Origin of the sequence: Microbacterium sp. NPDC087868 (assembly GCF_044900755.1) — a bacterium.
Lineage (GTDB): Bacteria > Actinomycetota > Actinomycetes > Actinomycetales > Microbacteriaceae > Microbacterium > Microbacterium galbinum.
The window spans coordinates 403183-425634 of the sequence record NZ_JBJDNO010000004.1 but is presented as its reverse complement, the minus strand read 5'-3'; the positions used below and the strand labels follow the sequence as shown (position 1 = coordinate 425634).

General features: G+C 68.8%; 22 protein-coding genes. 12 read left to right on the top strand and 10 right to left on the bottom strand.

Translation table 11 applies throughout. The annotated features are described in order from the left end of the window. Nucleotides 1-70: 70 nt before the first annotated feature. The gene (locus tag ACI2JZ_RS15965) at nucleotides 71-1165 is read right to left on the bottom strand and encodes a BMP family protein (RefSeq protein ID WP_247624835.1); all 1095 of its coding nucleotides are present in this window, start codon (nucleotides 1163-1165) and stop codon (nucleotides 71-73) included. 149 nt (nucleotides 1166-1314) lie between these two features. Beyond that, on the bottom strand, nucleotides 1315-2430 hold the full coding sequence (locus ACI2JZ_RS15960; RefSeq protein WP_247624836.1) for a mannose-1-phosphate guanylyltransferase: 1116 nt from the start codon (nucleotides 2428-2430) through the stop codon (nucleotides 1315-1317). Between the two features lie 178 nt (nucleotides 2431-2608). Here ACI2JZ_RS15960 and sdhC point away from each other — a divergent pair, with 178 nt between their 5' ends. From sdhC to ACI2JZ_RS15920, 8 genes are all read left to right on the top strand, one after another. After that, entirely contained in the window at nucleotides 2609-3046 is a 438-nt protein-coding gene (gene sdhC / locus ACI2JZ_RS15955) for a succinate dehydrogenase, cytochrome b556 subunit (protein WP_247624837.1), read from the top strand. Beyond that, the gene (locus ACI2JZ_RS15950) at nucleotides 3046-3489 is read left to right on the top strand and encodes a succinate dehydrogenase hydrophobic membrane anchor subunit (RefSeq protein ID WP_247624838.1); all 444 of its coding nucleotides are present in this window, start codon (nucleotides 3046-3048) and stop codon (nucleotides 3487-3489) included. Before sdhC ends, ACI2JZ_RS15950 begins: the two co-directional genes overlap by 1 nt. 19 nt (nucleotides 3490-3508) lie before the next feature. Beyond that, on the top strand, nucleotides 3509-5335 hold the full coding sequence (gene sdhA / locus ACI2JZ_RS15945; protein WP_336641940.1) for a succinate dehydrogenase flavoprotein subunit: 1827 nt from the start codon (nucleotides 3509-3511) through the stop codon (nucleotides 5333-5335). A gap of 2 nt (nucleotides 5336-5337) precedes the next feature. Further along, nucleotides 5338-6105: a succinate dehydrogenase iron-sulfur subunit gene (locus ACI2JZ_RS15940; RefSeq protein WP_404598468.1), complete on the top strand. Its 768-nt coding sequence runs from the start codon at nucleotides 5338-5340 to the stop codon at nucleotides 6103-6105. A 96-nt stretch (nucleotides 6106-6201) separates the two neighbouring features. Continuing rightward, on the top strand, nucleotides 6202-7356 hold the full coding sequence (locus tag ACI2JZ_RS15935) for a YihY/virulence factor BrkB family protein (protein ID WP_247624841.1): 1155 nt from the start codon (nucleotides 6202-6204) through the stop codon (nucleotides 7354-7356). A gap of 10 nt (nucleotides 7357-7366) precedes the next feature. Continuing rightward, on the top strand, nucleotides 7367-8206 hold the full coding sequence (locus tag ACI2JZ_RS15930) for an exodeoxyribonuclease III (protein ID WP_247634313.1): 840 nt from the start codon (nucleotides 7367-7369) through the stop codon (nucleotides 8204-8206). 41 nt (nucleotides 8207-8247) lie between these two features. Then, the gene (gene trpS, locus ACI2JZ_RS15925; protein ID WP_404598466.1) at nucleotides 8248-9252 is read left to right on the top strand and encodes a tryptophan--tRNA ligase; all 1005 of its coding nucleotides are present in this window, start codon (nucleotides 8248-8250) and stop codon (nucleotides 9250-9252) included. 22 nt (nucleotides 9253-9274) lie between these two features. Next, entirely contained in the window at nucleotides 9275-9922 is a 648-nt protein-coding gene (locus ACI2JZ_RS15920) for a hypothetical protein (RefSeq protein WP_404598465.1), read from the top strand. A 79-nt stretch (nucleotides 9923-10001) separates the two neighbouring features. Here ACI2JZ_RS15920 and pth read toward each other — a convergent pair whose 3' ends face one another. Together pth and ACI2JZ_RS15910 are read right to left on the bottom strand one after the other, a co-directional pair. Continuing rightward, nucleotides 10002-10583: an aminoacyl-tRNA hydrolase gene (pth, locus tag ACI2JZ_RS15915; protein ID WP_404598464.1), complete on the bottom strand. Its 582-nt coding sequence runs from the start codon at nucleotides 10581-10583 to the stop codon at nucleotides 10002-10004. Between the two features lie 102 nt (nucleotides 10584-10685). Continuing rightward, nucleotides 10686-11294 (bottom strand): 50S ribosomal protein L25/general stress protein Ctc, encoded by a 609-nt coding sequence (locus ACI2JZ_RS15910; RefSeq protein ID WP_247624845.1) that lies wholly within the window; start codon nucleotides 11292-11294, stop codon nucleotides 10686-10688. 231 nt (nucleotides 11295-11525) lie between these two features. Between ACI2JZ_RS15910 and ACI2JZ_RS15905 the strand changes: the two genes are divergently transcribed. Next, nucleotides 11526-11651, top strand: a complete 126-nt coding sequence (locus ACI2JZ_RS15905; protein ID WP_281731609.1) for a hypothetical protein — start codon at nucleotides 11526-11528, stop codon at nucleotides 11649-11651. A 4-nt stretch (nucleotides 11652-11655) separates the two neighbouring features. Here ACI2JZ_RS15905 and ACI2JZ_RS15900 read toward each other — a convergent pair whose 3' ends face one another. Beyond that, on the bottom strand, nucleotides 11656-12150 hold the full coding sequence (locus ACI2JZ_RS15900; protein WP_247956578.1) for a gluconokinase: 495 nt from the start codon (nucleotides 12148-12150) through the stop codon (nucleotides 11656-11658). Nucleotides 12151-12190: 40 nt separating this feature from the next. Beyond that, nucleotides 12191-13228, bottom strand: a complete 1038-nt coding sequence (locus ACI2JZ_RS15895; protein ID WP_404598584.1) for a D-2-hydroxyacid dehydrogenase — start codon at nucleotides 13226-13228, stop codon at nucleotides 12191-12193. 177 nt (nucleotides 13229-13405) lie between these two features. Between ACI2JZ_RS15895 and gndA the strand changes: the two genes are divergently transcribed. Continuing rightward, complete coding sequence (gndA, locus tag ACI2JZ_RS15890; RefSeq protein WP_404598462.1) at nucleotides 13406-14860, top strand: NADP-dependent phosphogluconate dehydrogenase; 1455 nt, start codon at nucleotides 13406-13408, stop codon at nucleotides 14858-14860. 59 nt (nucleotides 14861-14919) lie between these two features. Here the strand turns inward: gndA and ACI2JZ_RS15885 are convergent, their stop codons facing one another. Next, nucleotides 14920-15645: an ABC transporter ATP-binding protein gene (locus ACI2JZ_RS15885; RefSeq protein WP_404598461.1), complete on the bottom strand. Its 726-nt coding sequence runs from the start codon at nucleotides 15643-15645 to the stop codon at nucleotides 14920-14922. A 41-nt stretch (nucleotides 15646-15686) separates the two neighbouring features. Beyond that, complete coding sequence (locus ACI2JZ_RS15880; RefSeq protein WP_404598459.1) at nucleotides 15687-17171, bottom strand: ABC transporter permease; 1485 nt, start codon at nucleotides 17169-17171, stop codon at nucleotides 15687-15689. A 187-nt stretch (nucleotides 17172-17358) separates the two neighbouring features. Here ACI2JZ_RS15880 and ACI2JZ_RS15875 point away from each other — a divergent pair, with 187 nt between their 5' ends. Further along, nucleotides 17359-18087, top strand: coding sequence for a response regulator transcription factor (locus tag ACI2JZ_RS15875; RefSeq protein ID WP_247624850.1), 729 nt, complete (start codon nucleotides 17359-17361; stop codon nucleotides 18085-18087). A gap of 26 nt (nucleotides 18088-18113) precedes the next feature. Continuing rightward, nucleotides 18114-19610 (top strand): sensor histidine kinase, encoded by a 1497-nt coding sequence (locus ACI2JZ_RS15870; protein WP_404598456.1) that lies wholly within the window; start codon nucleotides 18114-18116, stop codon nucleotides 19608-19610. Nucleotides 19611-19820: 210 nt separating this feature from the next. Here ACI2JZ_RS15870 and ACI2JZ_RS15865 read toward each other — a convergent pair whose 3' ends face one another. Next, a complete protein-coding gene (locus ACI2JZ_RS15865; protein ID WP_404598454.1) occupies nucleotides 19821-20639 on the bottom strand; it encodes a DUF559 domain-containing protein in 819 nt (272 codons plus the stop codon). Nucleotides 20640-20870: 231 nt separating this feature from the next. Next, on the bottom strand, nucleotides 20871-22445 hold the full coding sequence (locus ACI2JZ_RS15860; protein WP_404598452.1) for a flavodoxin reductase: 1575 nt from the start codon (nucleotides 22443-22445) through the stop codon (nucleotides 20871-20873). Between the last annotated feature and the right edge of the window lie 7 nt (nucleotides 22446-22452).

The window sequence follows — 22452 nt, the reverse complement described above, 5'->3', positions numbered from 1 at the left end:
CGTCGGGAATGCCTCCCGACAGGACGGAACGGGGAGGCCGACGAGCGTCGGCCTCCCCGTTCTCAGTGAATCACTCGCTCAGGTAGGAGTTGACGGTGACGGTGCCGTCGATGATGTCCTGCTGCAGCTGGGTGACCTCGTCCTGCAGGCCGGCGTCGACCTTGTCGGCGAAGTTGTGGAGGTCGGCGATGCCGACGCCCTCGTTCTCCAGCGTGCCGATGTAGGTCTCCGGGTCGAACTCGCCCTTGCCGCTGGCGAGGACGGCCTCGTAGGTCGAGAGGTCCATGGCCTTGAGGACCGAGGTGAGCACGACGTCCTCCGTGCTCGGGTCGGTCTCGAACAGGTCGGCGTCGGCGCCGATCAGCGCGACATCCTTACCGGACTCCTTGATGGCCTGCTGCGCCGACTGGTAGATCGGGCCGCCGACGGGGAAGATGACGTCGACGTCCTGGTCGAGAACGTTGACGGCGACCTGCTTGGCGTCCTGGTTGGCCTCGAAGCCACCCGTGAACGAGCCGGTCTTGCCGTCCCAACCGACGACCTGGACGTCGGTGCCCTTGACCTCGTTGTAGTGGTCGACGCCCTGCTTGAAGCCGTCCATGAAGATGGTGACGGTCGGGAACTCCATGCCACCGAAGGTGCCGACCTTGCCGGTCTTCGAGTAGCCGGCCGACAGGTAGCCCGCGAGGAAGGCGGCCTGGGCGGTGTCGTAGAGGAGCGGCTTGATGTTGTCCGCGTCCTTGGTTCCGTCGAAGTCGTTGTCGGCGGCGTCGTCGACGAGGATGAAGTCGACGTCCTCGTTGGCGGTGGCGGCCTCGACCGTGGCGGCCGAGAGGGCGAAGCCCACGGCGACGATCGCGTTGCAGCCCTCGTCGACGAGGTTCGTGATGTTGGGACCGTACTCGGTCTCGGCGTTGGACTGGACGTCCTTCAGCTTGACGCCGAGCTCATCGGCGGCCTTCGTGGCGCCCTCGAACGAGAGCTGGTTGAACGACTTGTCGTCGAAGCCGCCCATGTCGGAGACGATGCAGGGCAGGAAGTCGGGGGTGTCGCCGCCCGCGTCGCCGCCCGATTCGGCCGGTGCCTGGCCACAGCCGGCGAGAGCGAAGATGACGCTCGCGGCGACGGTCGCGCCGAGAAGCTTCTTGGTGGTGGAGATGGTCAACTCAGTGCCTCCCTGAACGGAACCGCGTCCCTCGCGGATCGATCAAAGTTACCTACTGTTTCACCCTTTTCGTATACCGGCGGCCCTCGCTCCGGTGAATCTTTACAAACTCGAAACCTGGAGCGCCGATGAGCACGATGCGCTGCTCATCAGAGCACATCGCCCCGTCCCGTGAGTTTGAGCGACTCCACGACGCCCTTCACCCGCTGCGCGTGCTCGACCGTCGTGACCAGCAGCGCATCGGGCGTATCGACCACCACGATGTCCTGAACGCCCACCAGGCTGATCACCCGTGAGGTCTGACTCACGAGGATTCCGGTCGCGGCATCCGAGAGCACTCGGGCGTGCGGCCCGAGGACCGCGAGATCGTTCTTGCGCCCGTTCGTGATGAGCTTCGTGAGCGAGGCGAAGTCCCCCACGTCGTCCCAGTCGAAGTGGCCCGGGACCACGGCGAGGCGCCCGCGTCGCGCGGCCGGCTCGGCCACGGCGTAATCGATCGCGATCTTCTTCAGACGCGGCCAGATCCGATCGACCGCGGGACCGCGTGCCTCGCGGTCGTCCCAGGCCTCTGCCAACTCCTGCAGTCCCGCGTGAAGCTCGGGCTCGTTCGCCGCGAGCTCGTCGAGCAGCACGCTCGCCTTCGCGATGAACATCCCCGCGTTCCACAGATAACCGCGGTCGGCGAGATATCCCTTCGCCGTCTCGAGGTCCGGCTTCTCGACGAAGGTGTCGACGAGCGCCGCTTCGCGCGCGCCGTCGACCACGAGCTCGGCGCCCATCTTGATGTAGCCGAAGCCGACGGCCGGCTCCGTGGGCGAGATGCCGATGGTGCAGATGTAGCCCTCGCGGGCGACCTCCACGGCATCCCGCACTGCGAACTCGAACACGCGCGTACCGCGGATGACGTGATCGGCGCTGAACGACCCGATGATCACGTCGGGGTCGCGGCGGTGGAGGATGGCGGCGGCGAGGCCGATCGCGGCAGCGGACTCGCGCGGCTCGGATTCGAGGAAGACGTTGAGATCGGCGATGCCGGGCAGCTGCTCCTCGACCGCGGCGCGGTGGGCGCGACCGGTGACGACGGCGATGCGATCGGGGCCCGCCAGGGGGACGAGCCGATCCCAGGTGTCGCGCAGCAGCGAATGACCCGATCCGGTGAGGTCGTGCAGGAACTTCGGCGCATCCGCTCGGGACAGCGGCCACAACCGGCTGCCGATTCCGCCCGCGGGGATCACGGCGTAGAAGTCTTCGATCGGTTGCGTCATGCCGCCAGGGTATCCCGGGGCGATCGCAGACTCCCGGTGCTGCTCAAGAACGCCTCAAGACCGGCCGGAGTTAGGTTCCCCTTCGTCGCCCCCCGCTGGAAGACGGGAATAGGATGGACACCGATCGGGCGTGCCTGGCGGCATGCGACCGACGCACATCGATCCAGGGAGGACGACCGTGTCCACGAGCGCTCGCTTGACACCGTCGATTTCGGAAACCACGTCCAAGACCCCCCGCGGCACCCTCTACCGGGGTCGCGAAGGCATGTGGTCGTGGGTGCTTCACCGCATCACCGGAGTCGCCATCTTCTTCTTCCTGTTGGTGCACGTGCTCGACACGGCGCTGATCAGGGTCTCACCCGAGGCGTACAACGCCGTCATCGGCACCTACAAGAACCCGATCATGGCGATCGGCGAGGTCGTCCTGGTCGCGGGCATCGTGTTCCACGCGATGAACGGACTGCGCATCATCGCCGTCGACTTCTGGTCGAAGGGCGCGAAGTACCAGCGACAGCTCTTCTGGGGCGTGCTGCTGGTGTGGGGCATCATCATGGCCGGTTTCGTGCCGCGACACCTCATGCTCGCGTTCGCCGGATTCACGGGGGGTGGACACTGATGTCCTCGCAGACCATCGCACCGCCGGCCCGTCGCCGCCGCGGATTCAACCTCGAGAAGTGGGGCTGGATCTTCATGCGCGCCTCGGGCATCGTGCTCGTCGTGCTGATCTTCGGCCACCTCTTCATCAACCTCATGGTCGGCGAGGGCATCCACGCCCTGGACTTCGCGTTCATCGCCGGCAAGTTCGCGACCCCGTTCTGGCAGTGGTGGGACGTGCTGATGCTGTGGCTCGCGCTGATCCACGGCGCGAACGGCATGCGCACGATCGTGAACGACTACGTCACGAACAACACCGCCCGCAAGGCGCTCATCTGGGCACTCGGCCTCGCCGCCGGACTGCTGATCCTGCTCGGCACGCTCGTCGTGTTCACGTTCGACCCCTGCTTGGGCGTGACCGAGTCGAGCACGCTGTGGGATTCGTGCCAGTCGCTGGGCAACTAAAGAAGAAGGCATACGAGAAGTGACTACCGAGACGCAGGATTCCGTCGTCCGTGACGGCGTGCACTACCACCAGTTCGACATCGTCATCGTGGGCGCCGGCGGCGCCGGCATGCGCGCGGCGATCGAGGCGGGCCCCGGTGCGAAGACCGCGGTGATCTCGAAGCTGTACCCGACCCGCTCGCACACGGGCGCGGCGCAGGGCGGCATGGCCGCGGCGCTCGCCAACGTCGAGGAGGACTCCTGGGAGTGGCACACCTTCGACACGGTCAAGGGCGGCGACTACCTCGTCGACCAGGACGCGGCGGAGATCCTCGCGAAGGAGGCCATCGACGCGGTCATCGACCTCGAGAACATGGGCCTCCCCTTCAACCGCACGCCCGAGGGCAAGATCGACCAGCGGCGCTTCGGCGGTCACACGGCCGAGCACGGCAAGACGCCGGTGCGCCGCGCCTGCTACGCGGCCGACCGTACCGGCCACATGATCCTGCAGACGCTGTTCCAGAACTGCGTCAAGCTCGGCATCAACTTCTTCAACGAGTTCTACGTGCTCGACCTGCTGACGGTGAAGGATGCCGACGGCAAGACGCAGGTCTCCGGCGTCGTCGCCTACGACCTCTCCACCGGTGAGCTCCACGTCTTCCAGGCGAAGGCCGTGATCTTCGCCACCGGCGGATTCGGCAAGATCTTCAAGACCACCTCCAACGCGCACACCCTCACGGGTGACGGCGTCGGGATCGTCTGGCGCAAGGGCCTCCCGCTCGAAGACCTCGAGTTCTTCCAGTTCCACCCGACCGGTCTCGCCGGCCTCGGCATCCTGCTCACCGAGGGTGCCCGCGGTGAGGGAGCGATCCTGCGCAACGCCTCGGGCGAGCGTTTCATGGAGCGCTACGCGCCGACCATCAAGGACCTCGCTCCCCGCGACATCGTCGCGCGCTGCATGGTGCAGGAGGTCGCGGAGGGCCGCGGCGCCGGTCCCCACAAGGACTACGTGCTGCTGGACTGCACGCACCTGGGTGCCGAGGTCCTCGAGACCAAGCTCCCCGACATCACCGAGTTCGCCCGCACGTACCTGGGTGTCGACCCGGTCGTCGAGCCGGTGCCCGTGATGCCGACCGCGCACTACGCGATGGGAGGCATCCCCACGAACAACAACGGCGAGGTGCTCGCCGACAACGACACGATCGTCCCGGGTCTCTACGCGGCCGGCGAGTGCGCGTGCGTCTCGGTGCACGGCGCCAACCGCCTCGGCACCAACTCGCTGCTCGACATCAACGTGTTCGGCAAGCGCTCCGGTCGCAACGCGGTCGAGTACGTCAAGACGGCCGAGTTCGTGCCTCTCCCCGAGAACCCGGCGGCCTTCGTCTCCGACATGCTCGAGGGTCTGCGCAACAACCAGGGCACCGAGCGCATCGCCGTGCTGCGCAAGACGCTGCAGGACGAGATGGACAAGGGCGCACAGGTCTTCCGTACGCACGAATCGCTCCAGCACGTGCTGGGCGTCATCGCCGAGCTGCGCGAGCGCTACAAGAACGTGCACGTCGACGACAAGGGCCACCGCTTCAACACCGACCTCCTCGAGGCCGTCGAGCTGGGCTTCCTGCTCGACATCGCCGAGGTCGTCGTCTACGCCGCGCAGAACCGCGAGGAGAGCCGCGGCGGCCACATGCGCGACGACTTCCCCAAGCGCGACGACGAGAACTACATGCAGCACACGATGGCGTACCTCACCGGAGACGCGCACTCGTCCGACCCGGGCGACCACATCAAGCTCGACTGGAAGCCCGTCGTCTTCACCAAGAACGAGCAGGGCGAGTTGAACTACCCGCCGATGGAGAGGAAGTACTGAGCATGTCGAACGCCATCGCCGAAGCCCCCGCAGACACGACCGAAGAGACCGGGATCCAGTCCTTCATCGTCACCTTCAACATCCGCCGCTTCGACCCGGAGGTCGACTACGAGCCGCACTGGGTGGACTACGACGTGGAGCTCTACTCCACCGACCGCGTGCTCGACGCGCTCCACAAGATCAAATGGGAGGTCGACGGCTCGCTCACCTTCCGTCGCTCCTGCGCGCACGGCATCTGCGGATCGGATGCCATGCGCATCAACGGTCGCAACCGTCTCGCCTGCAAGACGCTGATCAAGGACCTCGACATCTCGAAGCCGATCTACGTCGAGGCCATCAAGGGCCTCCCCCTCGAGAAGGACCTCGTGGTCGACATGGAGCCGTTCTTCGCCTCCTACCGCGAAGTGCAGCCGTTCCTCGTCGCGAGTTCCGTTCCCGAGAAGGGCAAGGAGCGCACGCAGTCGATCGCCGACCGCGAGATCTTCGACGACACCACCAAGTGCATCCTGTGCGCGGCGTGCACCTCGTCGTGCCCCGTCTTCTGGACCGACGGTCAGTACTTCGGCCCGGCGGCGATCGTCAACGCGCACCGCTTCATCTTCGACTCGCGCGACGACAACGCCGCCGTGCGTCTCGACATCCTCAACGACAAGGAGGGCGTCTGGCGCTGCCGCACGACCTTCAACTGCTCCGAGGCCTGCCCCCGTGGCATCGAGGTCACGAAGGCGATCGCCGAGGTCAAGCAGGCCGTTCTGCGCGGACGCCCCTGACCTGCATCCGGCATTCGTTCGAGAAAGGGCGGCTCCCTCGGGAGCCGCCCGTTCTCGCGTTTCGGCCCGTTGTCACCGATCGATAATGTGGAGGGCATGTCCGCTCCCCGTCCCCTCCGCGCGCGGCTCGAGGCACCCATCGAGCGTGTGACGGAGCTGAAGGACCGCACCCTCGCCGCCTTCCCCGTCCGGGTCTGGCGCAACTTCGCATTCAGCAACGGCTTCCTGCTGTCGGCGGGGATGAGCTACTACGTGCTCTTCGCCCTCTTCGCGCTGCTGTACGTCGGCTTCGCGGGCGCGGGTCTCTGGCTCGGAGCGAGCAGCCTCGCGATCGAAGCCCTCGTGCGCCTGGTCAACACGTACATCCCGGGGCTGATCGCCCCGGAGGGCGGCCTGTTCTCGGTCGAGGACGTCACCCAGATCGCTCAGGACTCCACGGGCATTCTGGGTGTCACCGGAGCGATCGCCGTCGGCGTGGCGCTGTGGACGGCGGTGAGCGCGGTGACCTTCACGCGGCGCGCGGTGCGCGACCTCTTCGGACTGCCGTTCGATGCGCGCCCGTACTGGTTGCTCAAGGTGCGCGACTTCTTCGCGGCGATCGTCTTCGGCGGGGCCATGCTCGTCGGCGCGGTGCTCATCTCCCTGAGCGTCTGGGCGCTGGAGCAGATCTTCCTGCTCTTCGATTGGAGCACCGGCACCTGGTTCTTCTCGTTCGGCGCGCAGACCGTCTCGGTCGTCGTGGCCTTCGCCCTCGATGCGACCGCGCTGGCGATGCTGGTGCGCTTCCTGACGGGTACGCATCTGCACTGGCGATTCATCTGGCCCGGTGCGATGCTCGGCGGAGGCGCGATGGTCGTGCTGCAGCTCGGTGCCGGATTGCTGCTCTCGCACGTGCCCAGCAATCCGCTGCTCGCCTCCTTCACCGTGATCATCGGTCTGCTGCTGTGGTGCCGCTGGCTGGCGATCGTGGTGCTGATGGCGGCCTCGTGGATCGCGGTGGCGGCCGAGGACAAGGATCAGCCGCTCGAGCGCGAGGACGAGGAGACGGCGCGTCGGGCCGAGAAGCAGGCGCTCCTGCTCGCCGCCCGCGTGCAGGTGCGCCGAGCGCAGGAGGCCGTCGACACGGCGCCCTGGTACCGGCGACCGGCCGCACGACGCGCGCTGAAGGCCGCGCAGCAGAGGCTGACGGATGCGCGGGCGGACGCCGAGGCGGACGCCGTGACGACAGGCAATGTCCGACCCCGCCCGTAGGCTGGATCACATGCCTCATCTGCGTATCGCCTCGGTCAATGTCAACGGGATCCGGGCGGCCGCCCGCAACGGCATGAGCGGATGGCTCGACGCCGCCGACGTCGATGTCCTGACGCTCCAGGAGGTCCGCGGTCAGGACGAGCATCTCGCAGCCGCCCTGCCCGGCTGGTCGTTCGTGCACGACGAGGCGACCGCCAAGGGCCGCGCCGGCGTCGCGATCGCCAGCCGCGTTCCGGCGCTCGCTTCCCGCACGGCGTTCGGCGCCGAGGACTTCGACTCGAAGGGCCGGTGGATCGAGGCCGACTTCCTGCTCGGCGACCGTCCGCTCACCGTGGTCAGCGCCTACGTGCACTCCGGCGAGGCAGACACCCCGAAGCAGGACGAGAAGTGGAAGTTCCTCGATGCCTTCGGCCCGCGCCTGAGCGAACTCGGCGCCGACGATGCGCTCGCCCTGGTGACCGGCGACCTCAACGTCGGCCACCGTGAACTCGACATCAAGAACTGGCGCGGCAACCGCAAGAAGGCCGGGTTCCTCCCCCGTGAACGCGCCTACTTCGATCGCTTCCTCGGCGCAGCGGGCACCGAGGTGACGGGTGTCGACGGCACGGTCGGCACGGGGCTCGGCTGGGTCGATGTCGGCCGCCGCTTCCACGGAGAGGTCGAGGGGCCCTACACCTGGTGGTCGATGCGCGGACAGGCGTTCGACAACGATTCCGGGTGGCGCATCGACTACCACCTCGCGACGCCTGCACTCGCCGAGCGCGCCACCGGCTACCACGTTGCCCGCGCCGCCGCGTACGACCAGCGCTGGAGCGACCACGCTCCGGTCGTCGTCGACTACACCTACTGACCCGGCACCGGCGGCTTCCCCCGCCCCATAGGATTGAACGCGTGACCAAGCCTCGCCTCTACTCAGGAATGCAGCCCTCCGCCGACTCCCTCCAGATCGGCAACTACATCGGGGCGCTCCTCCAGTGGCGTGATCTGCAGGGTTCGTACGACGCGTACTTCTCGGTCGTCGACCTGCATGCCCTCACGGTCGCTCAGGACCCCGCGGTGCTGCGCGAGAAGACGCGCCGCACCGCCGCGCAGTACATCGCCGCCGGCATCGAGCCCTCGCAGTCGACCCTGTATGTGCAGTCGCACGTGCGGGCGCACGCCGAACTCGCCTGGATCCTCAGCACCATCACCGGCTTCGGCGAGGCCGGGCGCATGACGCAGTTCAAGGACAAGTCGGCGCGGTACGGACAGGACGCCACGAGCGTCGGGCTGTTCACGTATCCGGTGCTGATGGCCGCCGACATCCTGCTGTACCAGACCGATGTGGTGCCCGTGGGCGACGACCAGAAGCAGCATGTCGAGCTCACCCGCGACCTCGCGGAGCGCTTCAACTCGCGCTTCGGCGAGACGTTCACGGTGCCGATGCCGGTGATCCAGAAGGACACCGCGCGCATCTACGACCTGCAGAACCCGACGTCGAAGATGTCGAAGTCGGCCGAGAGCGACGCCGGCGTGCTGTGGATGCTCGACGATCCGGCCAAGTCCGCGAAGAAGATCATGCGCGCGGTGACCGACAACGAGGGCTCCGTGCGCTTCGACCGTGAGAGCAAGCCCGGCGTCTCGAACCTGCTCACGATCTACGCGGCCCTCTCCGGCCGCCAGGTCGCGTCGATCGAAGACGAATACGCCGGACGCGGCTACGGCGACTTCAAGAAGGGCCTCGCGGAGGTCGTCGTGTCGGAGTTCGAACCGGTGCGCACCCGCGCGCTCGAGCTCCTCGACGATCCGGCCGAGCTCGACCGCATCCTGGCGGACAACGCCGGACGCGCGGATGCCGTGGCCGACGCGACCCTCGCGCAGGTCTACGACCGCGTCGGCCTGCTCCGCCGGGTCTGACCCTTCACCCTAGGATGACCTCGTGACCGATCCCCAGCTTCCTCCGCCGTCCGGTTCCGTGCCCTCAGGCTTCGTTCCCCCGGCTCCGCCGGCCGCACCGCCCGTCGTGCCCGCACCGCCCGCAGCCGCTCCGGCTCTCGCACCTGCGGCGTACGGGGCGTCCGTTCCGCCCGTTCCGCCGGCGCCCGGCTACGCCGCGCCTCCCGGGGCCTATCAGGTGCCGGTCGGCGGATACACGGCTCCCACCGGTGCGTACACCGTGCCCGACCCGGCACCCCGGCCGTCGAAGTTGACCGGCACGCTGTCGCTGGTCTTCGCTCTCGTCGCCGCCGTCGTCACGCCGATCGTGGCGGCGTTCGCGTCGTACGAGGTCGGCCGACGGGTGCCCGAGGCGATCGTGCGCCTCAACAGCGACGACCTCTCGTCGCTCGCCGTCCTCTCCCCCGCCCGCGACCAGGTGCTGTGGGCGGAGATCTCGTTCTGGGCCGGCACGATCCTCGGCATCGCCGCGATCGTGCTGGGCATCATGGCCATCGCACGCAAGCGCGGTCGCGGCCAGGGAATCGGCGCGCTCATCGTCGCGGTCGTCGGCCCCGCGATCTTCTTCCTCATCGCCGGGGTCGCGCTCGGCGCCGGAGCAGCAGCCGGAGGGATCGGCCTCTACAGCTGAGGCGCCCTACGCAGCACGACTCGACGCCTTACGCCGCCCGAGTCCGCACCCTGCGCAGCACGACTCCGCACCCTGCGCCTCAGCGCGGTGCGTGGTGCTTCTGCTGGGCGGCGAGGAGTCCCTCACCGATGAGGAGCTCGACGGCGTCCGCGGCATCCGAGACGAGGATCGGCAGGTTCGGTTTCTCGTCCTTGCCGAACGGCGAGAGCACCCAGTCCGCCGGATCCTGGCGTCCGACGGGGCGCCCGATCCCGACCCGTACACGTGGGAACTCGGGAGTGGTGATCGCGCGCGCGATGTCGCGCACGCCGTTGTGACCGCCATGCCCTCCCCCGGTCTTCAGCTTGACGGTGTCGAAGGGGATGTCGAGCTCGTCGTGCACGACGATGATCTGCTCCGCCGGCACCGAATAGAAGCGCGCGAGCGCCGCCACGGGCGTGCCCGACACGTTCATGAAGGTGTTCGGTTTCGCGAGCACGAGCTTGTCGCCGCCGGGTCGGAGCCAGGTCTCGACGACGCGCGCTCCGCCCTTGTGCTCGCGGAAGCTCTCGTTGCGGCGCGCGGCGAGCTCGTCGACCACCATCTGCCCGATGTTGTGACGGGTCGCTTCGTAGCGCGGACCCGGATTGCCGAGCCCCACCACCAGCCAGGGTGAAGTCATGTCCTCATCCTCTCGCACGGGCGCGCGACGGCCGCCCGGTCGGGGTACGAAAGAGGGGACGCGATCGGATCGCGCCCCCTCTTTCCGTGATTCAGCCGGAGATCACTCCGCGGCGGGCTCCTCGGCGGCAGCCTCTTCGCCCTCGGCGGGCGCCTCGTCCTCTTCGACCTCGAGGGCCGGGATGGAGATGGCGACGACGAGCACCTCGGCGTCGGTCAGCAGCGTCGAGCCCTTCGGGAGCTTCACGTCGGCAGCCGTGATGTGCGTGCCGTCCTCGAGGCCCTCGACCGAGACCTCGACGTTCTGCGGGATGTGCGTGGCCTCGGCCTCGATCGACAGCGTGGTCGCGTCGAGGTTGGCGATCGTGCCGGGAGCCGATTCGCCGGTGACGACGATCGGCACGTCGATGGCGACCTTCTCGCCCTTCTTCACGACCAGGAGGTCGATGTGCTCGATGATCTGGTGCACGGGGTCCTTCTGGACGTCCTTGACCAGGGCGAGCTGCGGCGTGCCCTCGATGTCGAGCTCGAGCAGCGCGTTGGCGCGACGGATGATGAGCGAGACCTGGTGGCCGGGCAGTGCGACGTGCACGGGCTCGGTTCCGTGGCCGTAGATGACGGCCGGGATCTTGCCGGCTGCGCGCAGACGGCGGGCGAAGCCCTTGCCGAAGCTGTTGCGCAGCTCGGCCTGGACCTTGGTGTCTTCAGACATGAGGTTCTCCTTCGGGGCACGCAGCGATTGCGCCGCGCGGTGGTCTGTGTGTTGTCGTGCTCTCGACATGGACACGTGAGGAAAGCCACCGGGGACTCGCATCGCCGCGTCGATAACGGACGCTCGCGCACGCGCGCAATCATCCCTCGCCGAGGTACTCGATCAATGGTACCGGATCACCCGATAGGCTGGGGACACCGTTCGCCTTCTCGCAGATCACGGAGACCCCTCATGCTCGACGGAGCCTTCTTCTCGCACGTCATCCTCTGGGTCATCGGCGCGATGACCGTCGGCGCCACGATCGCCAGCTTCGCCGCGCTGTTCTCGCTCGGCCGCTCCGGCTACCGCAAGGACTGACGCCTCAGGCGGCCGGGTCCCCGATCGCCGCCCGGATCAACGAGACGCTGCGTTCGACGTCCGCCGGTTCGACGCGGATGCCGTTCTCGTCGCTCTCGAGCGACTCGAGGGTGGCCAGTTGCGAGTCGAGCAGCGCCGCCGGCATGAAGTGATCGGTCCGGGCACGCATCCGCTCCTCCAGCGCCGCCCTGTCGACGGTCAGCTCCGCGAAGAACGCATCGGACGACTCCGCCCTGATCGCATCGCGGTAGATGCGACGCAGCGCCGAGCACGCGATGACGATCCGATCGTCGGCCTGGAGCGCCCGTCCCACGACGCCGAGCCACGGCATCCGATCGTCGTCGTCGAGCGGGATGCCGGCGGCCATCTTGTCGACGTTCGTGATCGGGTGCAGGTCGTCGGCGTCGATGAACCGGGCCCCGATGCTCTCGGCGAGCGCGAGGCCCACCGTCGACTTGCCGCAGCCACTCGGCCCCATCACGATGATTCGCACGGTCATCGAACTCCTCCTCCGTCGAACGCGCTCAAGAGAGTTCCGCTCAGTAGAACTCGACGGTGTCGACGACCGCACGCAGCGGTCGACCGTCGAGCAGCCGGGAGGCGTTGTCGGCGAAGCGGCGCGCGATGCGCTCCTCCTCGTTCGCGTTGATCGCCGCCGTGTGCGGGCTCACGAGGACCCGGGGATGACTCCACAGCGGTGACTGATCGGCGAGCGGCTCCTGCTCGAACACGTCGAGGCCGGCGAACGCCACGCGCCCGTCGTCGAGAGCCGTCAGGAGCGCGGCCTCGTCGACGACCGTGCCGCGACCGACGTTGGTGAGGATCAGTCCCGGCTTCACGGCGGCGAGCACGTCGGCGCCGATCAGGTGGTGGGTCTGCTCGGTGCCCGGCAGGGTCACGACGATCGCGTCGACCTGGGCCACGGCATCCGTCAGCTCGGAGAGCGGGATCAGACGGTCGACGCCATCCACCGGCTCGCCCGAACGGGTGGTGCCCCACACGGTCGCGCCGAGCGCGTGGAAGCGGCGCGCGCACTCCGTTCCGATGCCGCCGAGGCCGACGACCAGCACGGTCATCTCGTCGAGCTGACGCATCTGCCAGCGATCCGGCCAGGTGCGGCTGCGCTGGTCGGCGAGGAGCCGGGGAAGCCCCTTCGCCCCGGCGAGCACCGCGAAGACCGAGAACTCGGCGAGCGTGCCGCCGTGCACGCCCGCGCTCGTGGTGAAGACGACGCGATCGAGTTCGGCGCGGTCGAGACCCGCGGCCTTGACCGAAGCCCCTCCGCCCGCCGCCGTCGTCATCACCCAGCGCAGGGCGGGGTTCGCACGCACGGTGCGGGCGAGCGCCGCCGCGTCCACATCGGGGATGCCGAAGAGAACATCGGCGGAGTCGACCATCGCGTCGAACGCCGTCTGCTGCTCAGCGGTGCGGACGTGGTCGGGATCCCCCGACCAGTCGGCGGGCCAGCGCGCGGGATGCACGAGCGAGTGGTCGCGCACGACCTCCAGCCGGGGCTCGAGTTCTTCGATCAGTCGGCACTGCTCCTCGGGCAACGGCACCGTTACCACCGCTCGCAGTCTGGGTCCGCTGTTCACCACGCTGATTCCTCCTCGAAGACGCCGTCTGCATCCAGCGTAGAGGCCCCCGGAGCGGCGCCCTGCCGGTCGCTGACGCAAACCGAGACACACGCGCACGGGTCCCCGGTGACAGCGATACGCTGAGAACAACCCTTCTTCACGATCGAGGAGCCTTCTGTGCCCGAAGCATCAGCCAACATCGGAGTCGTCGGACTCGCCGTCATGGGGTCGAACCTCGCCCGCAACCTCGCCAGCCGCGAGGGCAACACGGTGGCGATCTTCAACCGCAGCTACGAGAAGACCCAGAGCCTTCTCGATGCGCACCCCGAGGCCGGTTTCATCCCGGCGCAGTCCTACCGGGAGTTCGCCGACTCGCTGCAGAAGCCGCGCACGGCGATCATCATGGTCAAGGCCGGCGGCCCGACGGATGCCGTGATCGACTCGCTCGTCGAGGTCTTCGAGCCCGGCGACATCATCGTCGACGGCGGAAACGCGTACTTCCCCGACACGATCCGTCGCGAGAAGGCCGTGCGCGAGACCGGTATCAACTTCGTCGGCGCCGGCATCTCCGGTGGTGAGGAGGGCGCCCTCACGGGCCCCTCGATCATGCCCGGCGGCTCGGACGAGTCGTGGGTCACCCTCGGCCCGATCCTGAAGTCCATCGCGGCGATCGCCGAGGGCGAGCCCTGCGTGACGCACGTCGGCCACGACGGCGCCGGTCACTTCGTGAAGATGGTGCACAACGGCATCGAGTACGCCGACATGCAGCTCATCGCGGAGGCCTACGACCTCATGCGTCGCGGCACGGGCAAGAGCCCCTCCGAGATCGCCGACATCTTCGCCGAGTGGAACAAGGGCGAGCTCGAGTCGTACCTGATCGAGATCACCGCCGAGGTGCTCCGCCAGGTCGACGCCGAGACCGGTAAGCCGCTCGTCGACGTCATCCTCGACCAGGCAGGCGCCAAGGGCACCGGGGCGTGGACCGTGCAGACGGCCCTCTCGCTCGGCGTTCCCGTCTCGGGCATCGCCGAGGCGACCTTCGCCCGTTCGCTCTCGTCGCACCCCGAGCAGCGCGCGGTCGCCGGCGCCCTCCCGGGCCCCGACGAGGAGTTCACCGTCTCGGCCGAGAACACCGAGCAGTTCATCGAGGACGTGCGCCTCGCGCTGTACGCGTCGAAGATCGTCGCCTACTCGCAGGGCTTCGACGAGATCCGTGCCGGCGCCGCCGAGTACGACTGGAACATCGACCTCGGGGCGATCTCGAAGATCTGGCGCGGCGGCTGCATCATCCGCGCACAGTTCCTGAACCGCATCGCCGACGCCTACGCCGAGACCCCCGAGCTGCCGGTGCTCATGACCGCACCGTACTTCGCCGAGGCGCTCACGCGCGGCCAGTCCGCCTGGCGCCGCGTCGTCGTGACCGCCGCGCAGGCCGGAATCCCGGCTCCGGCGTTCTCGTCGTCGCTGTCGTACTACGACGGCATCCGCGCCGACCGCCTGCCCGCCGCCCTGGTGCAGGGTCAGCGCGACTTCTTCGGCGCCCACACCTACAAGCGCATCGACAAGGAAGGCACCTTCCACACGCAGTGGTCGGGCGACCGCACCGAGATCGAGGCCGAGGACACCCACTGACCTCGCGCTGACGCACACGAAGGGCCCCGGCATCACGCCGGGGCCCTTCGTGCGTCCGCCTACTTCGTGATGTCCTGCACGGTCCCCTTCGAGAGCCGCAACCGGCGGGTGGCGCGGCGGGCGACGGCCGAGTCGTGCGTCACGACGATCATCGTGATGCCCTCGGCGCAGAGCCCTTCGAGAAGCGCGAGGATCTCATCGCGCATGCTCTCGTCGAGGTTTCCCGTCGGCTCATCGGCCAGCAGCACGCGCGGGCGCTTGACGATCGCCCGCGCGATCGCGACCCGCTGCTGCTGACCGCCCGAGAGCTCGGTGGGCAGGTGATCGCCGCGGTCGGCGAGCCCCACGTGTTCGAGCGCCTCGGTCACACGACGGCGTCGCTCAGCCCGGTCGAGAGAGGTCGGTTCGAGCGCCATGTCGACGTTCTCGGCGGCCGTGAGCGTGGGGATCAGGTTGAACCCCTGGAACACGAACCCGATCTCCTCGGCCCGGATGCGGCTGAGCTCCTTCGGCGAGGCCGAGGCGAGCTCGGTGCCTCCGAGGGTCAGGGAGCCGGAGGACGGGCGGTCGAGCGCGCCGAGCAGCTGGAGCAGCGTGGACTTCCCTCCGCCGGTCGGCCCCTGGATCGTGACGAACTCGCCGGTGCCGATCTCGAGATCGACGCCGGTCAGCGCCTTCACCGTGCGCCCCTTCTGGGCGTAGGTGCGCGTGACGCCGGTGGCGCGGTACAGCGGCGCCGCGGCATCCGTCTCCGAAGCGGTGGCGGTGGTGTCGGTGATGGTCATCTTCTTCTCCTGGTCTGTCGTGATTGTCGTGGGCGGCGCGATCACGCGACCGACCGCAGAGCCTCGGCCGGGCTGAGGCGGGCGGCGCGCCAGCCGCCGAAGGCACCGGCGACGAGGCCGCCGAGCACCGCGAGACCGACCGCGGCGACGAGCACCCACGGGGTGAAGGGGGCCTGCAGCACGATGTCGGCCGCCTGCGTGGTCTGGAACATCCCTCCCCCGCCCGTCGGCCCGCCCATACCGCCGGGGCCGCCCTGCGCACCCTCGGTGGCCGCGGCGCCCGCCGCGACGGTCGGCCGGATGACGTTGATCACGATGATCCCGGCGACGCCGATCACGAGGCCGACCGCTCCCCCGATGAGGCCCTGCACCATGGATTCCCCGGCCACCTGGCGCACGACGCGCCCGTTCGACCATCCGATCGCCTTCAGGGTGCCGAACTCCCGGGTGCGGCGCCCGACGCCCGAGAGGGTCAGCAGGACCGACAGCAGCACGGCGACCGCCAGCACGATGATCGAGAGCCACGTGCCGAGGTTGGTGATGAGCGACGTCGCGCTCGACAACGAGCCCGAGACGCTCGACGCGAGCTCGGCCTGCGAGGTGACGGTCGCATCGGGCAGCTCGTCGGTGAGCGCCGCCTGCACCGCGTCGATCGACGATGCCGAGTCGGCCTGCACGTAGACGGTGGAGATCACGTCGCCGGCGCCCGAGAGCTCCTGCGCGGTGTCGAGGGGCAGGTAGACGTTCGCCGCGGTGTCGGCCGCATCCGACGTGGAGGTGAGGATGCCGACCACCTCGACGTCGGACCCCGCGACGTCGATCGTGTCGCCGACGGCGATGTCGTTCGTGGTCGCGTACGTGCTGTCGACGAGGGCGACGAGCGCGCCGCTGTCGTCGGCGTCGAGCGCGCGTCCGTCGCCGACCTCGACCGAGGCGAGCGGTCCGATCGCCGTCGCCGCCGGGTCGATGCCGAGCACGGTGAAGGAATCGACGCCGAACGCGCCGCCGCCCGCCCCATCGGATCCACCCTGCGGAGGAGCCTGGCCCTCTGCGGGCATCTGTCCCTGCTCGCCCTGCGTCGCGCCGTCCTGCTGTCCGAACCCGCCGCTCGGGAGTTCGCCCGAGAAGGTGGAGTTGGTGAGGCTCAGTGCGCCCGTCGCGGCCGAGACGCCCTCGGTCGAGGCGACGGTGTCGAGCACCGAGGCCTCCAGCGTGCCACGCATGAAGTCGGTGCTCAGCGTGGACTGGTTGAGGGTGGTCGTATCGCCCTCGGTCTCGCCGGAGTCGGCGTCGAACTCGAAGCGCGGGCCACCGCCCTCCCCCGGTTCCGCCGCAGCTCCGGTGACGGTCAGGTCGGTGCCGACGCCGTACACGGACTCGAGGGCCTGCGCCTGCGCGTCGCGCACGCCCGCCGTGAGGGCGTTCACGATGATCACGAGGCCGATCGCGATCGCGAGGCCGATCGCGACGATCGTCGTCTGCTTCTTGCGGCCCGCGAGTTCGCGCCGCAGATATGTTCCGTACATCTCTCTCCTTCTGCCGCGGAGGTCGCGGTGCCAGAGACGACGTTAGGAACGCGGTCTATGCGGATTCGAAGGCACGGTGATGAAGAGGCTATGGATGACGGGGCCGGGGATGACGGCATCCGATCTTCACAGGCTATGCATAGCGCGCTCCATAGAAACCCCATAGGAGGTTCCGCAGAATGAGTGCATGACCAGTGATCTCCCCGACCTGCGCCGCCCCGACGGAACCCCGCTGCGCATCCTCGCGGTCGACGACGAGCAGATGCTCACCGACCTGCTCGCGATGGCCCTGCGCATGGAGGGCTGGGAGGTGCGCACCGCGTCATCCGGCATGGAGGCGCTCCAGGTCGCCCGCGAGTTCGAGCCGGACGCCCTCGTGCTCGACATCATGATGCCCGACCTCGACGGGATGGCCGTGCTGCGGCGCCTGCGCGAATCCGGGAGCCTGGTACCCGTGCTCTTCCTCACCGCGAAGGATGCCGTCGGCGACCGCGTCGCGGGCCTCACCGCCGGCGGTGACGACTACGTGACGAAGCCGTTCAGCCTCGAAGAGGTGATCGCCCGCCTGCGCGCGATCATCCGCCGCACCGGCCACGCGATGGCCGACGACGGACAGTCGATCCTGCGGGTCGCCGATCTCACCCTCAACGAGGACAGCCATGAGGTCGTGCGCGACGGCACCGAGATCGAGCTCACCGCGACCGAGTTCGAGCTGCTGCGGTACCTCATGCGGAACGAGCGTCGCGTGCTCTCGAAGGCGCAGATCCTCGACCGCGTGTGGAGTTACGACTTCGGCGGCAAGTCGTCGGTGGTCGAGCTCTACATCTCGTACCTGCGCAAGAAGATCGACGCCGGACGCACTCCCCTGCTGCACACCGTGCGCGGCGTCGGCTACATGATCAAGGCCCCGCAGTGACCCAGACGAGGATGACGCGTCGGCCGATGAGCCTGCAGACGCGGCTGATGACCGCCGTCATCGGGTTCGTCTCGCTCATCCTCGTGATCGTGGCCGTGATCACCAGCGCAACGCTGGGGAGCACTCTCGAGCGACAGCTCGACGAGCGGATCTACGGCTATGCGGATTCGGTGTCGCGGATCATCAAGCAGGTCTCACCCGACCTCGTCACCGCCCAGAACATCATCGGACGCGGTGGCGGCGAACCCGGGCTCCTCGTGGCGATCCAGAACCCGGCGACCGGAATCGACGGTGTCGTGGTGCCGAGTTCGACGGACGATTTCGAGGGTGGGACGGATGCCCTCACCTCGGCGCAGCTCGTGCAGATCGCCGATGCTCTCAACGGCCAGCACGTCGCGAACGTCACGATCGAGGGTCTCGGTTCGTACCGGGTGACCGCGTCGACGGCACCCTCCGGCGTCGTGGTCGTGACCGGCCTCCCCCGCGAGGCGATCCAGAATCAGCTCACCGCACTGCTCACGGTGATCGCGCTCGCGACCATCGGCGGGCTCATCCTGCTCGCCCTCACCACGGCGATCACGATCCGCGTGGGACTCCGACCGCTCCGGGCGGTTGCCGCGACCGCCACCCGCGTGGCCAACCAGCCGCTCGATCGCGGGGAGGTGTCGATCACCGAACGGATCCCCGCGTCTCAGGCCGATCCGCGCACCGAGGCGGGACTCGTCGGCGCATCGCTGAACAAGCTGCTCGATCATGTCGACACCTCGCTCGCCGCCCGCCAGAAGAACGAGGAGCGGATGCGGCGCTTCGTCGCCGACGCCAGCCACGAGTTGCGGACGCCCCTCGCCTCGATCCGCGGATACTCCGAGCTGTCGCTGCGCGCTCTCGGGCAGGCGCACGGACCGGAGGCGATCGAGGGCACGACCACGTCTCTGGAGCGCATCCAGGCCCAGTCGCTGCGGATGACGCGTCTGGTCGAGGACCTGCTGCTCCTGGCACGTCTCGACGAGGGGCGCGAGTTGGTCTACGGCACCGTGGACCTCACGCAGCTCGCACTCGAGAGTCTGGCCGATGCCCGGCCGACGGCCGTCGATCACCACTGGAACATCGAGGCGCCCGACGAGCCCGTCGTCGTCGTCGGCGACAGCGGGCGCATGCACCAGGTCGTCGCGAATCTGCTCGCCAACGCGCGGACGCACACCCCCGCCGGCACGACGATCACCCTGTCGGTCGCGCAGGAGGACGACGAGGCCGTGCTGCGCGTGCACGACGACGGTCCCGGCATCGATCCGGTCGTGCGAGACGAGCTCTTCGCCCGCTTCGCGCGGGGCGACAGCTCGCGGGCCCGCCAGACGGGAGGCACGGGTCTGGGGCTCGCGATCGCCAAGGCCATCGTCGAGGGGCACGGCGGCTTCATCTCCGTCGCCAGCGAGCCCGGAGACACGACGTTCACGGTGCGTCTGCCCCGGAGCCCCGCGGTTGCGGCGGCCGAGGGTGAGACGTCGGAGGCGCGCGAGGCGTAGGGGCGGGCGTCGGGACCGCACGGCGTCGGGGTCACTCGGCGTCGGGGCCGCACGGCGTCGGGGTCGCACGGCGTCGGGGTCGCACGGCGTCGGGGTCGCACGTCGTCGGCGTCGCACGTCTGCACGGAGAAGTCACGTCTGCACGGAACATCCGCCGTGTGCTCCGTGCAGACGTGCGTCGGCCGTGCAGATGAGCGAGGCCACGCAACGTCAGGACGCCCGGGTGAGTGCGGCGATGATCGCCGCCTCGACCACGGGCCAGTCGTGCACGACCTGGGCGTAGTCGAAACGCAGCGTCTCGAATCCTCGCGCGGATGCGGCGGCATCGCGCTGCAGATCGCGATGCCGCTGCGCGGGGTCGCCGTGATGCTCAGCCCCGTCGGTTTCGAGGATGAGTCGCCCGCCGACGACGAAGTCGACCCGTCCCACACCCTCGATCTTCACCTGGCAATCCAGGCGGATGCCGAGGTGGTGCAGCCGCAACCGGAGGAGCGACTCGAGGCCGCTGCCTGCGTCGTACCGAGCGAGGTCGATGAGCCATCGCGCGGACGCCGGCAGCCGCGCTCGCAACAGTCTGGCCGACCCGATCTTGCGCTGACGCATCGCCGATTCGAGAGCGACGAAGAACGCCTCCGCCCCGCGACAGGCGTAAACATGCACCAGCGCGTCTTCGAGCGGCGCCAGTCCAAGAACCGTCGCCCCCTCGAACCAATGGCTGACACAGTCGCATCCGGTGTGATGGACGCGTCCGTTCTCTCCGAGCCACACATGCAGGTCCGGATCATCATCGAGCACCCAGATCCCGTGCATCCGCAGCGCCACCGTGCAGGTGAGCGCTCCTCCGTGAGCAGCAGCGGCGACGAGTTCCGGGGCGGTGCGATCAGTCGCGAACACCCCTCGCCGCACGCGCACGACAGTCCCGTCGCGAACGGCTCGCGCAACGTGGAACCGTGTCAGACCGAAACGATGCAGGAAGGTGCCGCGGGCGATGCCGCCGCTGTGGTTGATCACATCTGCAGGCGAGAGCATCCGACCATCGTCACCGATCTCGACGAGCAGCCAAGTGCTCTCCCGCCGCGTGCGCGAAGAACTCTCGTAGCTGCTCCGTAGTGCAGAAAGAGTGCACGCATCACACCTGCACGGAGTGCGCACGTCTGCACGGTGAAAACCGGCATCCGCCCGTGCGGACGTGTTTCCTCCGTGCAGGTGCGCGCGTGCGGCGGGCTGCAGTCGGCTGAGACGGCGCGCACCGCGCGCGGGTCAGTACCCGGCGAAGGCGTCGGTGGTCAGGGCACGGGCGCGCTGGAGAGCGGGCGCGAGGTCGGCGATCAGGCGAGGCGGACCCGAGATGAACGCATGACGATCGGCGATGTCGGGCACGAAGCGGTCGAGACCGTCGGCGTCGAGGCGGATGCCGTGCGCCCAGGTCCAGTGCGGCGGGAGGTCGTGCGGCTGGTCTCGGGTGAACACGACCACGTGCGCTCCGGTCGCGGCGAGCTCGTCGCGGAACGCGAGCTCGGCGGCCTCCGCCGCGACGTACACGAGCACGACGTCGCGCGCGACGCCCTGGGCCTGCAGCTGCCGGAGCTGCGAGACGAAGGGCGTGACGCCGATGCCGGCGGCCACCATCAGCACGGGGCTCTCGCCGCGTGGGAGCAGGAAGTCGCCCCAGGTGCCGGTGACCGCGAGCGTCGTGCCCGGTTCGGCGGCGGCGAGGGCGCGCTTGTACGACGACGGATGCTGCTGGTCGCCGTTCTTGTACGCGATGCGCAGCGTCGGAAGGTCGGCCGGAGCGGAGACGATGCTGAACTCGCGTCGGGTTCCCCGTGCGTCCGGGCGGTGATGCGGCACGTCGAGTTCGAGGTACTGCCCGGGGAGGAACGACACCTTCCCCTTCGCGCGGAAAGTCAGCTCCTGCGCGGTGGGTGTGACGAACCGGCGCTTCTCGAGCACCAGGCGAACCGAGCCGCGCACCGCGAACGCGAAGGCCACGAGGTTGCCGATGAGGAGCGCCCGTTCCTGGCCGAGCGTGAACAGCCCGGCGATCGAGATCGGCCAGCCGGCCAGCACGCCCACGACCGCGGCGACCGAGAACTGCTGCCAACGCCGCGGCGGCAGGGTCAGCGGCTCGGAGAGCATGAATGCCCCGAGGAAGAGGAACGGCGACTGCAGCAGCGCGAACGAGAACGCGGTGCCGAGATCGGCGTCAAGGCCGGCCTGCTGGGCCTGCACGAACTGGCGCAGCACCGACGTGGCGAGAGCGATCACGAGGAACAGCAGCACGATCCGCACCTTCTCGGTGCGCCACAGCACGGCGAGACCGAGCAGCACGACCGGGATCGTGAGCGACGGGGTGCCGACCCACCACGATGCCGAGGTGCCGAGCCACGAGAACGCCCCGAACGACCCGACGATCGAGACGACGGCGGCGCCGAACGCGGCGGGGTTGAGGATGTGGCGTCCGCGCCAGGCGATCAGGTACTTCGACAGGCTCGCCACGGTGCCCGCGATCGCGAGACCGAGGATCGCCTGCACCTCGACGCCCGGGCGCAGGACGAAGAGCAGGATCAGCGCGGTCACGAGCGACGACTCGATGCGCCACGGCAGGCGGAGCAGACGCTGCACCAGTGCATCCACGCCCGAGATCACGACGGCGAGCACCAGGAACGACACCACGATCTCGACCGGTGTGGGCGAGACGATGACCCCGAGCGCCGACAGGCCGAGAGCGATGACGGCGAGGGCGATGAGCGCGAACAGCACCAGCCGGTACATCGACAGGGCCCCGAGGAGGGCGAGCACGCGCTGCCGTGCGGCGGTGAAGGAACGGTTCATGAGCTCG

Excerpts from the sequence above, each read along its gene's own strand:
- ACI2JZ_RS15960 (WP_247624836.1), bottom strand. The coding sequence starts at position 2,430 with ATGACGCAACCGATCGAAGACTTCTACGCCGTGATCCCCGCGGGCGGA.
- ACI2JZ_RS15950 (WP_247624838.1), top strand. The coding sequence starts at position 3,046 with ATGTCCTCGCAGACCATCGCACCGCCGGCCCGTCGCCGCCGCGGATTC.
- ACI2JZ_RS15940 (WP_404598468.1), top strand. The coding sequence starts at position 5,338 with ATGTCGAACGCCATCGCCGAAGCCCCCGCAGACACGACCGAAGAGACC.
- ACI2JZ_RS15935 (WP_247624841.1), top strand. The coding sequence starts at position 6,202 with ATGTCCGCTCCCCGTCCCCTCCGCGCGCGGCTCGAGGCACCCATCGAG.
- ACI2JZ_RS15930 (WP_247634313.1), top strand. The coding sequence starts at position 7,367 with ATGCCTCATCTGCGTATCGCCTCGGTCAATGTCAACGGGATCCGGGCG.
- pth (WP_404598464.1), bottom strand. The coding sequence starts at position 10,583 with ATGACTTCACCCTGGCTGGTGGTGGGGCTCGGCAATCCGGGTCCGCGC.
- ACI2JZ_RS15910 (WP_247624845.1), bottom strand. The coding sequence starts at position 11,294 with ATGTCTGAAGACACCAAGGTCCAGGCCGAGCTGCGCAACAGCTTCGGC.
- ACI2JZ_RS15905 (WP_281731609.1), top strand. The coding sequence starts at position 11,526 with ATGCTCGACGGAGCCTTCTTCTCGCACGTCATCCTCTGGGTCATCGGC.
- ACI2JZ_RS15900 (WP_247956578.1), bottom strand. The coding sequence starts at position 12,150 with ATGACCGTGCGAATCATCGTGATGGGGCCGAGTGGCTGCGGCAAGTCG.
- ACI2JZ_RS15885 (WP_404598461.1), bottom strand. The coding sequence starts at position 15,645 with ATGACCATCACCGACACCACCGCCACCGCTTCGGAGACGGATGCCGCG.
- ACI2JZ_RS15880 (WP_404598459.1), bottom strand. The coding sequence starts at position 17,171 with ATGTACGGAACATATCTGCGGCGCGAACTCGCGGGCCGCAAGAAGCAG.
- ACI2JZ_RS15875 (WP_247624850.1), top strand. The coding sequence starts at position 17,359 with ATGACCAGTGATCTCCCCGACCTGCGCCGCCCCGACGGAACCCCGCTG.
- ACI2JZ_RS15870 (WP_404598456.1), top strand. The coding sequence starts at position 18,114 with ATGAGCCTGCAGACGCGGCTGATGACCGCCGTCATCGGGTTCGTCTCG.
- ACI2JZ_RS15865 (WP_404598454.1), bottom strand. The coding sequence starts at position 20,639 with ATGCTCTCGCCTGCAGATGTGATCAACCACAGCGGCGGCATCGCCCGC.
- ACI2JZ_RS15860 (WP_404598452.1), bottom strand. The coding sequence starts at position 22,445 with ATGAACCGTTCCTTCACCGCCGCACGGCAGCGCGTGCTCGCCCTCCTC.